The sequence below is a fragment of the Sphingopyxis flava genome, from assembly GCF_900168005.1.
Lineage (GTDB): Bacteria > Pseudomonadota > Alphaproteobacteria > Sphingomonadales > Sphingomonadaceae > Sphingopyxis > Sphingopyxis flava.
Genome location: NZ_FUYP01000052.1, coordinates 1 through 12,090 on the forward strand (window position 1 = coordinate 1; position 12,090 = coordinate 12,090).

The 12,090-nt window shown below is 61.2% G+C and carries 16 protein-coding genes and 3 pseudogenes; 4 read left to right on the plus strand and 15 right to left on the minus strand.

The features are described 5' to 3' along the window. Positions 1 to 207, minus strand: a 207-nt coding sequence (locus tag B5X69_RS19465; RefSeq protein ID WP_079640191.1) for a DUF4158 domain-containing protein, incomplete at its 3' end; no start/stop codon positions are given. Between the two features lie 138 nt (positions 208 to 345). Here B5X69_RS19465 and B5X69_RS19470 point away from each other — a divergent pair. Together B5X69_RS19470 and B5X69_RS19475 are read left to right on the plus strand one after the other, a co-directional pair. Beyond that, complete coding sequence (locus B5X69_RS19470) at positions 346 to 897, plus strand: recombinase family protein (RefSeq protein WP_037522137.1); 552 nt, start codon at positions 346 to 348, stop codon at positions 895 to 897. Continuing rightward, positions 894 to 1,682: an SDR family NAD(P)-dependent oxidoreductase gene (locus B5X69_RS19475; RefSeq protein WP_079640190.1), complete on the plus strand. Its 789-nt coding sequence runs from the start codon at positions 894 to 896 to the stop codon at positions 1,680 to 1,682. The genes B5X69_RS19470 and B5X69_RS19475 overlap by 4 nt, the downstream gene beginning before the upstream one ends. A 169-nt stretch (positions 1,683 to 1,851) precedes the next feature. Here B5X69_RS19475 and B5X69_RS19480 read toward each other — a convergent pair whose 3' ends face one another. Both B5X69_RS19480 and B5X69_RS19485 read right to left on the minus strand, forming a co-directional pair. Beyond that, the gene (locus B5X69_RS19480; RefSeq protein ID WP_020820238.1) at positions 1,852 to 2,661 is read right to left on the minus strand and encodes a hypothetical protein; all 810 of its coding nucleotides are present in this window, start codon (positions 2,659 to 2,661) and stop codon (positions 1,852 to 1,854) included. Next, positions 2,658 to 2,906, minus strand: coding sequence for a hypothetical protein (locus tag B5X69_RS19485; protein WP_020820237.1), 249 nt, complete (start codon positions 2,904 to 2,906; stop codon positions 2,658 to 2,660). The genes B5X69_RS19480 and B5X69_RS19485 overlap by 4 nt, the downstream gene beginning before the upstream one ends. A gap of 330 nt (positions 2,907 to 3,236) precedes the next feature. On the opposite strand from B5X69_RS19485, the pseudogene B5X69_RS19490 reads away from it, so the two are divergent. Beyond that, a pseudogene (locus B5X69_RS19490) lies at positions 3,237 to 3,994 on the plus strand (IS5 family transposase). Between the two features lie 94 nt (positions 3,995 to 4,088). Here the strand turns inward: B5X69_RS19490 and B5X69_RS19495 are convergent. The 12 genes and pseudogenes from B5X69_RS19495 to B5X69_RS19545 all read right to left on the minus strand — a co-directional run bounded on the left by B5X69_RS19495 (position 4,089) and on the right by B5X69_RS19545 (position 11,080). Beyond that, positions 4,089 to 5,540, minus strand: coding sequence for a DUF4942 domain-containing protein (locus B5X69_RS19495; RefSeq protein ID WP_223811159.1), 1,452 nt, complete (start codon positions 5,538 to 5,540; stop codon positions 4,089 to 4,091). A 2-nt stretch (positions 5,541 to 5,542) separates the two neighbouring features. After that, positions 5,543 to 5,803 (minus strand): hypothetical protein, encoded by a 261-nt coding sequence (locus tag B5X69_RS19500; protein ID WP_020820235.1) that lies wholly within the window; start codon positions 5,801 to 5,803, stop codon positions 5,543 to 5,545. Positions 5,804 to 6,144: 341 nt separating this feature from the next. Further along, positions 6,145 to 6,381, minus strand: coding sequence for a hypothetical protein (locus B5X69_RS19505; protein ID WP_020820234.1), 237 nt, complete (start codon positions 6,379 to 6,381; stop codon positions 6,145 to 6,147). A gap of 469 nt (positions 6,382 to 6,850) precedes the next feature. Then, on the minus strand, positions 6,851 to 7,390 hold the full coding sequence (locus B5X69_RS19510; RefSeq protein WP_020820233.1) for a hypothetical protein: 540 nt from the start codon (positions 7,388 to 7,390) through the stop codon (positions 6,851 to 6,853). After that, positions 7,387 to 7,596 carry a hypothetical protein gene (locus B5X69_RS19515; RefSeq protein WP_020820232.1) on the minus strand — a complete coding sequence of 70 codons (210 nt, stop codon included), beginning with the start codon at positions 7,594 to 7,596 and terminating at the stop codon, positions 7,387 to 7,389. The genes B5X69_RS19510 and B5X69_RS19515 overlap by 4 nt, the downstream gene beginning before the upstream one ends. Before the next feature lie 12 nt (positions 7,597 to 7,608). After that, a complete protein-coding gene (locus B5X69_RS19520; RefSeq protein WP_020820231.1) occupies positions 7,609 to 7,875 on the minus strand; it encodes a hypothetical protein in 267 nt (88 codons plus the stop codon). Then, positions 7,872 to 8,159 (minus strand): hypothetical protein, encoded by a 288-nt coding sequence (locus B5X69_RS19525; protein WP_020820230.1) that lies wholly within the window; start codon positions 8,157 to 8,159, stop codon positions 7,872 to 7,874. Before B5X69_RS19525 ends, B5X69_RS19520 begins: the two co-directional genes overlap by 4 nt. A gap of 11 nt (positions 8,160 to 8,170) precedes the next feature. Next, the gene (locus B5X69_RS19530; RefSeq protein WP_020820229.1) at positions 8,171 to 8,560 is read right to left on the minus strand and encodes a DUF3768 domain-containing protein; all 390 of its coding nucleotides are present in this window, start codon (positions 8,558 to 8,560) and stop codon (positions 8,171 to 8,173) included. A gap of 327 nt (positions 8,561 to 8,887) precedes the next feature. Continuing rightward, complete coding sequence (locus B5X69_RS22115) at positions 8,888 to 9,550, minus strand: hypothetical protein (protein WP_245798814.1); 663 nt, start codon at positions 9,548 to 9,550, stop codon at positions 8,888 to 8,890. Between the two features lie 240 nt (positions 9,551 to 9,790). Next, positions 9,791 to 10,024 (minus strand): annotated as a pseudogene (locus tag B5X69_RS22120) (Fic family protein); the annotation flags it as partial. A 147-nt stretch (positions 10,025 to 10,171) separates the two neighbouring features. Continuing rightward, positions 10,172 to 10,432 (minus strand): hypothetical protein, encoded by a 261-nt coding sequence (locus tag B5X69_RS19540; RefSeq protein WP_020820227.1) that lies wholly within the window; start codon positions 10,430 to 10,432, stop codon positions 10,172 to 10,174. 150 nt (positions 10,433 to 10,582) lie between these two features. Next, positions 10,583 to 11,080: a zincin-like metallopeptidase domain-containing protein gene (locus B5X69_RS19545; protein ID WP_328588210.1), complete on the minus strand. Its 498-nt coding sequence runs from the start codon at positions 11,078 to 11,080 to the stop codon at positions 10,583 to 10,585. On the opposite strand from B5X69_RS19545, the pseudogene B5X69_RS19550 reads away from it, so the two are divergent. Next, positions 11,040 to 11,995, plus strand: a pseudogene (locus B5X69_RS19550) (IS3 family transposase); the annotation flags it as partial. The gene B5X69_RS19545 and the pseudogene B5X69_RS19550 sit on opposite strands and share 41 nt — an antisense overlap. Between the last annotated feature and the right edge of the window lie 95 nt (positions 11,996 to 12,090).

The window sequence follows — 12,090 nt, forward strand, 5'->3', positions numbered from 1 at the left end:
TTCGCCCGCTTCCAGCGCACGGCCAGGCCATCTCATAGTGAGCAGGAGCATCGCGAAACCGAGCCGGGTGGCATCGCCGCGACGGCGGCCGACAAATTCCAGATCGTCGCTGGTCAGCGTATAGTGACGTGCAATCTCGCGCTCATCGAGCGGCGCGTCATAATGCCCCGCCCAGATTTCCGGGCTCACCAGTCGCCGCCTCGCCAACATCATCTCCTTCTCTGTGCCTGTCCGTCAGACGGTCCTCTGGCGGCCAGCATGAATATGTCCGTCAACTCTGGACCTGTGATGGCGATTCGGACAAGATCGCATAATGATGGGAAAACGGACACGATCGGGCAGCATGTGGCGCTGATCGGCTATGCGCGCGTCTCGACCGCAGACCAGAAGCTGGCGCTCCAGCTCGACGCGTTGAGCGCTGCCGGTTGCGATCGGATATTCGACGATTATGCATCTGGAGCAAAAGCCGATCGGCCCGGCCTGGCCGAGGCGCTCAACTATCTGCGTACCGGCGACACGCTGGTGGTCTGGAAACTCGATCGTCTTGGGCGTTCGATGAGCCACCTGATCGAGAAAGTCGGCGAGCTGGCGGCGTGCGGCGTGGGTTTCCGCTCGCTCACCGAGCAGATCGATACCACCACGTCGGGCGGGATGCTGGTATTCAACATCTTCGGCTCGCTTGCCCAATTCGAGCGCGATCTGATCCGGGAACGCACCCATGCTGGCCTGCGAGCCGCGCGCGAGCGCGGTAGTCAGGGCGGCCGCCGCCCTGTCGTCACTCCCGACAAGCTGCGCAAGGCGCGGACGTACATCGCAGCGGGCCTAACTGTTCGTGAGGCGGCGGCTCGGCTCAAGATCGGGAAAACCGCCCTGTACAAGGCTCTGGAAAGCGCATGAAACCGCTGCCGATCCAGAACTCGTGGGTGCTGGTTACAGGGGCCTCAACCGGTTTGGGCAGGGCGTCAGCCCTCCGTTTGGCGGCATCGTACCAGGCCAAGCCCCTGATTGTTGGGCGAAGGCTCGACAACTTGCGGGAGCTACAATCTGAAATTGGCGAGCGGTTTAATGTCCCGTGCGAGATCATAGTGGCCGATCAACGTGAAATTGAGGGCAGGGAGAAGATCGCGGCCAAGGTTATAGAATTGAAAGTCAATGCGGCTTTCTTGGCTGCCGGGCTGACGAGCGCCGGTCCGTTTGATGCTAGCCGTGCCGACGCCTATGCCGAGGTGATTGGAACAAACGTAGCCGGCTTCACGGATTTGCTGGCCCGCCTGATTGCGATCTTCCGGCAGCAGCCGTTTGAATCCTCAATAATCGCAGTGTCGAGCCTGGCGGGCGAAACATCCGTACCCTTCCAAGCGGTCTACGGCGCGTCGAAAGCCTATGTGAGTACCCTCATGCGGGCACTTTCCGTCGAGCTTGCCGGGACGGGTGTGAGCGTTGGGTCTTTTGCACCCGGTGGCATTGACACCGATATGGCTGCCCTCAGCGATTTGAAGTGGGGGAAGTTTGGCTTGATGGACGTTGATCGCTGCGCGACCCTTGCCGTCGATGCTCTGGTTCATCGGCGATCCTTCGCCATACCGGGGATGGGCAACCGGCTCACATACTTGGCCAGCAGGGCTCTACCTCGATCGTTGATGAGCCGGCTTGCGGCCCTCCCATATCGGCGCCCGCAATGATCGACACATGCTCAAAGGATAGGTTGAACACGCCGTTGAGTACCTACAGGTAGCTTCCGCTGGCATTGTACCGGATTTGTTCGCCCTTAGCGTGCAGATACGTTACTTTCGTGTAGTCACCCCATATAGCGCGCTTCGCGGATGCAATGACGAGCCATGCTCGATCCCCTCAAAAGGCGAACGCGGTCTGGCCGCTCGCCTCGGTGAAGCTGGCGCTATCGCCTGCGGCGTAACGATCGCGGCCCAGCGGCGTCCATTGCAGATGGCCGGAACGATCGTGCGCAAACCATCCATCCTCAATGCCGTGGATGAAGGCCCACGCCTGATCCTCTGCATTCATGCGGCCCGTATTGATGGGCCAATGCTCGCTGCCGCTATCCTGCTTGCACATGCTCGGCGCGGAAAACGTGCGGATGATAGAGCTGCGGTCTGCCGGTTCGGTCCCGCCCATTTCGCTCATGATCTGGCGCGCCTCGGCGGTGTTGATGTGGCCGCGACCGTTGCTGTCCCCATGGTTGGAATAGCGACAGCCGAAGACAACGGCCTGAAAGATGCAGCTCGGTTCGGTGAACTCCTGTGTGTCGAGCAATTCGCGCCATTTCCCGGCGCTGATTAGATCAACGGCATGATGCCAAAGCCCATTGGTGCGGTTGCTATAGCCGTAGCGGTTCGTCACGCCTTCGCGGGCGATCTCGACGCCTAGCACTCTTTCAACGTGCTGCACGAAAGGATGGGCGGCAAGCAAGGGATGGCGAAGGCCAATCTTGCGCGGTTCGTCCTGCTCGGCCCGGATTACCTCAATCGGGAATTGAAACAGGCGCGAGGGCAGATTCCAAGGGGCAGGAAGCGGAAAGTTGCGGGGCACATCAAGCGCCCCGTTTATGTCCAGCAGGAAGCCACTTGCGGCAAAACCTGCGGCAACGATCTGTTCGCCCAGCTCGTCGGCCTGCTCGGTGCGGATCGCGGCGGCGGCGCTCATGCGCTCAACTCCGCATAGGTGGCGCTGCACTCGTAACGGATAGCATCGCCATCCCACATAGGACCGGAAACGCCTGCGAACTTCGGCGCGCCCTGCAATTCAAAACGCTGGCGCGGGTTGCTGTTATAGTCGGTGCATTGGAAGCCCTCGACGGCGGCTCGGTTCACGATGATTTCAACTGTCCCGCCCTCGATCTCGATCCGGTCAAGTCCCTGCTCGGTCTGGCGGTAGATGCGGATTTTCATGTGTTTTCCCTTCTTAAATGGAGCCGAAGGCGATGAACGGTCATCGACTTCTGCCCGCTGGCGAAGCCGGGGGGGATGAACCGGCATTGAGGGCTGATCGCGGGGGAGGGGGATCACCCGCCCTGCACAAGCGAAGCGCGGAAGGGCGGGGAAACCGCCGCGATCACCAAGGGAGGCCGCTTGCGGCCGAGACGGCCAGGCCCTTGACGGGAAGGGGGGAGGCCGCCCCCCTTCGCCTGGACTAGATCCGCTTGCGATCTAAGGCCTGTGGACATTCAGGATTCCCACGCTGCCTGATTTCTGATTCAGGATTCCCAAGGGGAGTTCTGAATGGACGAGCAGCGATTTGTGGTGACGGATGGGATATGGGCGCGCGTTGAACCCCACCTTCCCGGCAAGAAGAGCGATAGCGGTGTGACGGGTAAGGACAATCGCATGTTTTTAGAGGCGGTTCTCTGGCGTGTGCGCACCGGTCTTCCATGGCGGGATCTGCCGCCGGAATTCGGCAATTGGAACAGCGTGTTCCGGCGCTTCCGACGATGGGCGAAGGGTGGTGTTTTCGAACGTCTTTTCAGAGAGATCCGCGGCGAGCCGGATTTTGAATACGCGCTGATCGACGGTACTATCGTTCAGGCTCACCAGAAGGCGAGCGGCGCAAGGGGGGGACTCACGCTCAGGCCATCGGGCGCTCGCGCGGCGGACTGACCACCAAGATCGTGGCGCTGGTCGATGCGCTTGGAAACCTGTTCAACCTTGTTCTCCTGCCGGGTCAGGCTCATGACCTGAAAGGCGTCGCACCGCTGATCGAGGACGTAGCATTCGATGCGCTTCTGGCCGACAAGGCCTTCGATGCTGACTGGCTGCTTGCCGAGTTGGATGTGCGCGGCGCGAGCGCAGTCATTCCGCCCAAAGCGAACCGCAAGATCAAGCGCAATTACGACCGGCATGCCTATAAGTGGCGACACCTGGTCGAGAACTTCTTCGCGAAGATCAAGGAGTTCCGAGCCATCGCTACGCGCTACGAGAAAACTGCCTGCAGTTACACCGCCAACTGGCACCTCGTCGCGACAATCCTCGCCGCGAAGTGAATGTCCACAGGCCTTAGTCGAAAACGGCGCGGCGGCTTTGTCGCCTCGATCTGCCAGCAAGGCAGGCGGTGGCAGCTGCCACCGCCTGCGCCAATCATCCCGGCTTTCGGATCGCCAGCAAAACGGTGTTCACGTTGGTTCCGGCGTGGGCGAAAGAGCCGAGAGGAAGGTCGATCCATTTCCGACCATGGAAATAGATAGCGCTGCACCCCTCGATCATGCGGTGCAGGGCCTTATGGCGCTGATCCTCGCCATATTCGGCGCGGGCGCTCATGATCGCCACCAGCACGCCACCGGGTTTCAGGAAGGCGAGCGCGTGGCGCACATGGTCACAGTCTCGGCCGCGATCGAACGGCGGATTCATTATCACCGCGTCAAACGGTGTGAAGTGCTGCGGGTCCAGGGCGAGAAAGTCCCCCTCGATCGCATCCGCAAAACCATGCACGACGCGCAATTCGTGAGCGAAGCCGGGTTGCAGCTCGACGCACGTAACATCGGCGCCGGCATCGCGCGCGGCAGTCGCGAGCGCGGCCTTGCCTGCGCTTGGTTCTAGAACGCGCTGGCCTTGGCCGATCCTCGCATGTTCGATCACTTGCGCCGCGATCTCTGGCGAGGTCATGAACGCGCCGAAATTCTTGGCAGGCGTGACGTGATAGGCGGGGGCGGTTTCGGCCTCGGTCGTATCGTAGCTGTCGCCAATGGCTTCGCCGTAATACTCCGCGAGCAAGAGATTGACGCTCTGCAACATATCGTCGCGCTCGAACCAAATGTGCAGATTGCCATTCTTGAAGATTCGGACGCGGAAATAATCGCCCTGCAGAACGGTCGGCAGTGACGCGCGGTCACGCGCGGCCTGGCCGACAAGACTAGCGATGCTTGCCGCCTCGGCGACGGGGGGCTTGCCGTCCAGTTCGAGAAAAACGCGCTCCACGTCGCGCAGCGTGTCGCGGCGCTCGTAGCGCTCCCATGATCCCCATGTGTTTATCGCGCCTTCGATGATGAGCCGCGCGCCGATCTTGAAACCGTTGTGCGAACGAAAGCGGCGGTCCAGCTTGGCGAAGACATTGGCGATCCCGCGCAAATAGAGGTCGCGGCGATTTGTCCAGATATGGCCGAAAGTGGCGGTGCAATTGTCGGGCGTGAACGGAACGGGGGCATCGCGTAGCCCGTCATGAAATTCCTTTCGGGCCTGCTGGTCTAGCAGCTGGTCAAAGCCCAGCTGCTCCATGAGAGCGGTCCAGCATCGCCGGTCCATCGTTTCGGTTAGGACGCGCGCGAAATTGTCGCGTGCCTCGATAGTCTCGCGCGATCCCGTCTCCTTGTCGCGCCGCTCGATAGGCTGCGACTGGATGAAAGCGCGCGTCAATGTGTCCTCGGTCCAGTCCCGTCCACATGAGAGCGAAAGCGCGCCGCCAACGGTAAGCCGCGCCGCCTCATCGCGGGTCGAATGGTAGGTGTCATACAGGTTCAGCCAAAGGGTTATGGCCTTGTCCCGGCCCTCGCAAATGTCGGCGATCTGCGCGGGCGTCATAAGCTCTTGCCCCATGCTCACGCCTCCCCGGCAATGAGAGCGCCAAAGCCGAAGCCCTCGGCGGCGTCCTCGATGGTGGTCACGAGGCCGTCAAAATCTTCCTCCGGCCCTAGCAGCTCGGCAATCTCGATGACGGCGGGAAGGTCAGCGCCATGGTTCTCGGCAAGGTCTTTGATGTAGCCGAAGCGATCAAAGTTGCCCTCTTCCTCATAGCGCGCGAGCGAAATGGTGCGGGCGGCGTTGATCCGAAGGATCGTTGCCAGCGGAATGTCGGTCATGTGCTGTTCCCTGCCTAGAATGGAGCCGAAGGCGATGACGGGTCATCGACTTCTGCCCAGCGGCGAGCGGGGTCGGGGAATGGCGCAAATGAGGGCCGAGCATGGGGAGGGGGATCACCCGGCCTGCACGGAGCGTAGCGAAGGAAGGGCGGGGAAACCCCCATGGTCGCCAAGCGAGGCCGTTTGCGGCCGAGACGGTCCAGCCCTTGCGCCAGGGGGCCGGAACAGGCCCCTAGATCGAATGAATGACGCGGCGGCTCGTCCGCCTCAATACTGCATGTCGCTTGTGACATGCCAACAAACAGCACCGGAAGAATCCGAGTAATCGGATCCTCCGTTATTTAGTTGCCGGCGCGGTATCGCGTCACGTCCGCATGAGGCTTGCGCCGGCACTGGCTGCACCGGAGCCGCGCGATCAGCTCGTATATACGCGTATCGAAGGAAATGCGCCGGGAGCGGGCAAACTCGCCCAGGGGCACGGCGACATGCCGCCCGCAAGCGCAATGGATGCGCAGATAGCAGCTTTGCCGATACCAGATCGGATCAACGGGCTTGGGGCGGTTGTAGTTCGCGGCCATGCCGCGCTTATGCGCCAAAGAGAACAAGAGCGGAACATTCTCGCGATAGACCGCTTATTGGAACGGCAAGGATTTTGCGCTATATAGGGGATGGCTTCATTGACGGTCAGTCAATGCACCTACCTGAGCCCGCCATGCTGCGAACGTGGCGGGCTCAAACTTTCCGCCCCGCCAAGCGTTAGATAGATGGGCGGAGACCCTGCGAAGGCCCCCGCCCGCTGGGTCAGTCTTTACGCTGCCCCAGCTTTACAATCGCGATCACGAGCGCAACGGCTGCGATCGTCAATTGCATGGCTTCATATGTAGTCAATCAAATGCACCTCCTTTGAGCGGTAGGATTTGCGCCGGAGACTGCGAACCTCCGATGCCACCGCCCAAAGCTATGATACACAAAATCGCCGCGCGTGTGTGGCGACGGGCTTCACAATTTCGTGATGCCGGTGGCAGCTGCCACCGCCAACCCACGCCATCATTCCATGATTGCACCCTCGAAGCGCGCGATCAGCTGCTCGGCAAGGGAGTTGATTTCGGCGGGATCGGAGGTTTCGGTGCAATCGCTCCCCACAACAGCGTCAAACGAACCGCCGTTGAGTTGGACGACGCGGACAAGCCAAACATCGCGGCGAATTTCGCATTGATCGGGTAGCGGCCTTCCCATGATCTCGTGGAATGTCAGGTCAACCCATTGGCGAATGTCCGGATCGGATGCCGCGTCAGCAAAGTCGGCGCGGCCCGCCATGACGCTGTATCGTTCGCCCAGCATGAATTGACGATCGCGCGCGCGTCGATCCTGTTCGATCCGCTTCACGCGATCTTTCTCCGCGCGCTTCGCGGCCTGTTTCATCCGAACATCGTCGGCGCTGCTCGCCAGCGCCGCAATCATGTTGGGGACGCGCGCGGGCATGTAATGCCCCGCGCGCTCGGCCGCCTCGATCACGAATTGCAACTCGCTGATCTCAGTTGGGGACAGGGTAGCGCGAACCGCGCTCGCCGTGTTGCTGACTTTCATGGCTGCGGCTCCGGGTCCGCCTTGGCCTTGTAGGGCGCAAGGCCGATCCATGATCCGGTGCCGCCGCGGAACTGGCGCACAACGTCGCCGCCATCCCAATGGCCGGTGAAGATGCCCCGGCGGTTGATACCGCCAACGGGCCGCGTCCGCGCGGCTAGGAGGCGCGCGCGGCGGGTGTCTCTATCAAGGTGGCGCATGGGCTCCATGGTCGATCCTTCCTATTCGCTGGCGGTGTCGAGGGTGTTGCCGATCTCGTCGGCGTCGAAGTCCTCAAGGGCTGAAATCGCGTTCTCGAGTTCGGATATTGCGGCGTCCATCTTCTCCGCGCCTTCGCCGTCAGCAAGGCTCGGGGGAAGATTGTCGCGGGCGGACTGCTCGTCGTCCTTGACGGTTTCGAGCATTTCGCGCGCCTCATCAAAGAGGGCTTTGCCCTGATCGATCAGGGCGCGCGCTGCGGCGATCTGCTTGCGGCGCTCGCGGTTCATGCTGCCCCCCTCACGTCGCCGCGAACGATCTGGAAACCTGCGCGGTCCAGCTCGTCACAAAGAGCGCGCTTCCTTTCCTCGCGGGAGCCGCTGCTTGCGATGTAGCTGCACCGGCCCTGATGGAAGGCGAAGCCTGCGCGTTTCAGGCATCCGCGAAACCGCTGGTGGGTGCGTTCGCTCCAATCGAAGGTGCCCGCATAGTTGCGGAAGGCGGCGACGGCATAGACGGAACCGTAATTCTCATCACGCCAGTTCAATTCGATCTCCGGACGGGCTTTGCTCATGACTGCCTCCTTCAATATTCGTTGGCGAGAAGGATCGTGAGCACGCGCGTCGTGGCGTCGGGATTCCAAGGTTCGGCGCTGCCAAACTCTAGCTCGCGGTCGTAATAGTCGATCTTCCACATGACGGAGAGGGCGGGCCGCGTGTCGTCGTCGGTCCAGCGGGTATGCCATTGGCCGGTCACGTCGCGATAAAGGAAACCGGCGTCATGCTCGCCCCTCGGGTCATTGTCCGGGGTGAAATCCTCGAAGCTCTCGATCAGCTTGAAAATGTCGGTCTGCGCGCTGGCATCGAGCGCCCCGATTCCCTGCGTAACCACGGTGCGGCAAGTGACGCCCATGGTCCGCCGCGCAAGGTCGTTAAGCGCCGCGATGGTCGCGATCTGCTCGGGGGTAATCTCCATTCTTCCTCACTCCTTCAGGCGAAGCCGCTGCCTGCGGCCTGCGGCTCTGACCCGCTGGCGAAGCGCGGGATGGGGAGGGGGGAGCAAAATCGATGGGAGTGGTGCGGGCGGCGCGGCTAGGGAGGCCCGGCGCGCGTGAGCGTGCCGATCTGGCCGAACTTGGCGCGCAACCCGGTCCTGTCGATTATGCTTCGGGAACGAAAGGGCGGGTGCCCTTGGTGTTCCCCGGTGGCAGCTGCCACCACTGACGGGGCGCGGCCCTGGGCCGCTCGATCCTATGTGGCAGCTGACAAACTATCAGCGCGCGGCCCTCGGCCGCTCGATTGACTAGCGCTCGCGATCCTTCGGCTTGTCGGCCTTCTGCGTAGGGATTTTACCTTCGCGCAACGCGGAGACGACATTGGATTTCGCGCTCTCGGTGATCGCCGCCAGCTGCTCCTTGGACGCGCCCTTTCCAACGGCGTCGGCAACCCGCTTGTCGATGGCGATCTGAAAGGGGGCAAGCCGCGCGTCGTCGCGGTTCTGCTCGGGCGAATTTTTCTGGAACTGCTCGGCAAGGCGCAAGTCCACTTGGCTGACGCCGGGAGGCATGACCTGCATCCGGAGCGCGCGATCGGCGGCTTGAACGTCGCGCGGGCTCATCTTGTCCAGGAAGGATGCAGCGCCGGCACTGATCGCGCGAACCCGTTGAAGGGGGTCCATCCCCTCGGCCCAATTGACCTCGATCTGGTGATAGCGGCGCTGCTCGATAATTTGCACATGGTGGAGCGGTCCTTTCGGATCGCGAAAGAATGCCAGCTCTTGCGCGGAACGCTCGGCGAGCTGGCGCATGTCGCCGGAAGTCGCTGCGAGGCGGTTCAGCTGCTCATACTGCCGCGCGGCCACGGCCTGCGCGGTCGGCAAGTAGCGATTGATCTGCTCCTTGGCCTGCTCGATGCTCATGGCGCGGCGCTCGCCCGCTGGCATAAGAGAATCCATGGCGGGCGGCATGGCGATGCCCGCGGGGCCTCGCGCCGGTTCCCGGCGCGATTGCTCCTGCGGCATCGCGTCCCGAATGACCTTGGCGAGCGAGGCATGATTGCCGGTATGGAAGCTGTCTCGGCTCGCCTCCATCCAATCCATCGGCCCCATTGCCTGAATCGAAACGAACTTCTCTGCCGCGAGGGAGTGAAGCTGCAAATGCAGGCGCATTGTGCGGCCGTTCCCTTCGCGGAACGGGTGAATGGCGTTCAGCTCGGAGATATGGCGCGCCATCGTGTCGGCGAAGCGATCACGGTCCATGGATTTGAGAGTTTGAAGATCCGGCAGCTGGCGGAACTCATGGTCCATGCTGCGCGCGATGAAGTGCGCCCGCGCAAAGGTGCTGCCCGGCTTGCTAATGTCCACGGTGCGGAATCGGCCCGCCCACTCATAGACGTCTTGGAACATATGCTTGTGGATGGCGCCATACTCGCGCGCCGTCATCGCCGGCGCGGCGCGCTGTAACGTCAGCTCACCATGCCGGACGACCGAGAAGAAGGCTTCTCGTTCCGAAAGAGTCTTATCGTCGCGTAAACCCAGCTTGTTCCTAAGAACGGTGCTGTCTCGCCAGGTATATGGATCACCCACCTGTCATGCAGCAATCTTCTGCCGCGACAGAACATCGCGGTTGTATTCCTGCGCTAGATTGATCGCCACATCGACGGGGATTTCAGTTTCTACCAATAACAAACAAAAGGCATGGTCATCGGCAAGCAATTCCAGCCCTTCAATTTTGGCATTTGCGAGTGCTTCGCAATAGACGTCCATGACGACAGGAACGTCTTCCTTGCGCCGAGGCTTGAAGCCCATCGCCTTTATGCGATTCTGATAGGTGTTGATGATATTTTCCATTTTGCACCTGATAACGACCTAGGCTGCAATATAGTTACCATATCGGGATATGTATATAAACCACTTGGGCAGACCGCAAAAATCCTAGTTCAAAATTGGGACGCCGCGATAACGCGGCGTCCGCCCGTTTTTTTGGCGCGGGGGACCGTTTCAGCCCCCTTGATCCAGCATCATCGCCAAGAGGTAATCGGCGGCATTCTGCGCTTCGCGCGCGGCCTCGAAAATGGCTCGCTTATCGTTGCGGAGCGCGGTCAACCAGTGTTCAAGGTAAGCTGCATGGTCTTCCCGTTCCTCGACCTTGAAACCGACGATGGCGCCGATGAAACAGGCTCCCAGCTCCGCCACTAACTCGTCCCTCGCATAGTCCGCGCGGCTTGTTGAAATCAGCGTCTTGCGGTTCAGACGGCTTTCATGGCCTGCAAGATGCACTGCCTCATGAGCGAGCGTGGCATAATAATCATCGGCGGAATGAAACACCTTGAAGGGCGGCATCTGAATGTAGTCGTCGCGGGTGTGATAGAAGGCTTGCGATCCGCCAACGCGATGATCTGCCCCCCGCTGAGTGGCCCAGAGACTATGATAGTCTGGACCACGAAAGGGACGACGAATGCCGAGCAAGAAGCACAAGCCGGAAGAGATTATCGGCAAGCTGCGTGAAGTTGAGATTGTGCTGGCGCAGGGCGCCTCGACCGCTGAAGCGTGCCGGCGGATCGCGGTCAGCGAACAGACCTATTATCGCTGGCGCAAGGAATATGGCGGCCTGAAGACCGACCAGGCGCGGCGCATGAAGGATCTGGAGAAGGAGAATCTGCGGCTCAGGCGGGCGATCTCTGATCTGACGCTCGACAAGCTGATTTTGCAGGAGGCGGCGCGGGGAAACTTCTGAGCCCCGCGCGGCGACGGCGCTGCATCGAACATGTGCGACGAGAGCTTCCGGTGTCCGAGCGACGGATCTGCCGGGTGTTGGGTCAGCATCGATCGACGCAGCGCAAAGTGCCGCGCGGGGCGGATGACGAACCGGCGCTGACGGAGGATATCATCGCGTTGGCGAAGCAATATGGTCGCTACGGCTATCGTCGGGTGACGGCATTGCTCTGTCATGCGGGATGGACGGTGAACCACAAACGCGTTGAGCGGATATGGCGGCGCGAGGGGCTCAAGGTCCCGCAACGCCAGCCAAAGCGCGGGCGTCTATGGCTCAACGACGGATCGTGCATCCGCCTGCGGCCTGAGTATCCAGGGCATGTATGGGCTTACGACTTCGTCGAGGGGCGCACGCATGATGGCCGCAAGTTCCGCATCCTGACCATCATCGATGAGGCTAGCAGGGAATGCCTGGCGCTCATCGTGGCACGTCAGCTGCGGCATGAGGACGTCCTTGCCGCGCTGGCGGAGCTGTTCGTCACTCGCGGCCCGCCTGCACATATACGGTCGGACAATGGCGCCGAGTTTATCGCCAATGCCGTCCAGCAATGGCTCGGCCAGATCGGCGTGAAGACGCTATACATCGCGCCGGGATCACCATGGGAGAATGGGTATAATGAGAGCTTCAACGGGTCGCTGGGGCCTGTCAGAAGTTTTGTGCGTGAGGCCATAAGATGGAATGGAAAGGACCCATCATATGGCAATCGACAAGGAAGTTTTGGATCAGTTGCTGG

Bases quoted from the DNA above. Each gene is read 5' to 3' on its own strand.
- B5X69_RS19475 (WP_079640190.1), top strand. From the start codon at position 894: ATGAAACCGCTGCCGATCCAGAACTCGTGGGTGCTGGTTACAGGGGCC.
- B5X69_RS19480 (WP_020820238.1), bottom strand. From the start codon at position 2,661: ATGAGCGCCGCCGCCGCGATCCGCACCGAGCAGGCCGACGAGCTGGGC.
- B5X69_RS19485 (WP_020820237.1), bottom strand. From the start codon at position 2,906: ATGAAAATCCGCATCTACCGCCAGACCGAGCAGGGACTTGACCGGATC.
- B5X69_RS19495 (WP_223811159.1), bottom strand. From the start codon at position 5,540: ATGGGGCAAGAGCTTATGACGCCCGCGCAGATCGCCGACATTTGCGAG.
- B5X69_RS19500 (WP_020820235.1), bottom strand. From the start codon at position 5,803: ATGACCGACATTCCGCTGGCAACGATCCTTCGGATCAACGCCGCCCGC.
- B5X69_RS19505 (WP_020820234.1), bottom strand. From the start codon at position 6,381: ATGGCCGCGAACTACAACCGCCCCAAGCCCGTTGATCCGATCTGGTAT.
- B5X69_RS19510 (WP_020820233.1), bottom strand. From the start codon at position 7,390: ATGAAAGTCAGCAACACGGCGAGCGCGGTTCGCGCTACCCTGTCCCCA.
- B5X69_RS19515 (WP_020820232.1), bottom strand. From the start codon at position 7,596: ATGGAGCCCATGCGCCACCTTGATAGAGACACCCGCCGCGCGCGCCTC.
- B5X69_RS19520 (WP_020820231.1), bottom strand. From the start codon at position 7,875: ATGAACCGCGAGCGCCGCAAGCAGATCGCCGCAGCGCGCGCCCTGATC.
- B5X69_RS19525 (WP_020820230.1), bottom strand. From the start codon at position 8,159: ATGAGCAAAGCCCGTCCGGAGATCGAATTGAACTGGCGTGATGAGAAT.
- B5X69_RS19530 (WP_020820229.1), bottom strand. From the start codon at position 8,560: ATGGAGATTACCCCCGAGCAGATCGCGACCATCGCGGCGCTTAACGAC.
- B5X69_RS22115 (WP_245798814.1), bottom strand. From the start codon at position 9,550: ATGCCGCCCGCCATGGATTCTCTTATGCCAGCGGGCGAGCGCCGCGCC.
- B5X69_RS19540 (WP_020820227.1), bottom strand. From the start codon at position 10,432: ATGGAAAATATCATCAACACCTATCAGAATCGCATAAAGGCGATGGGC.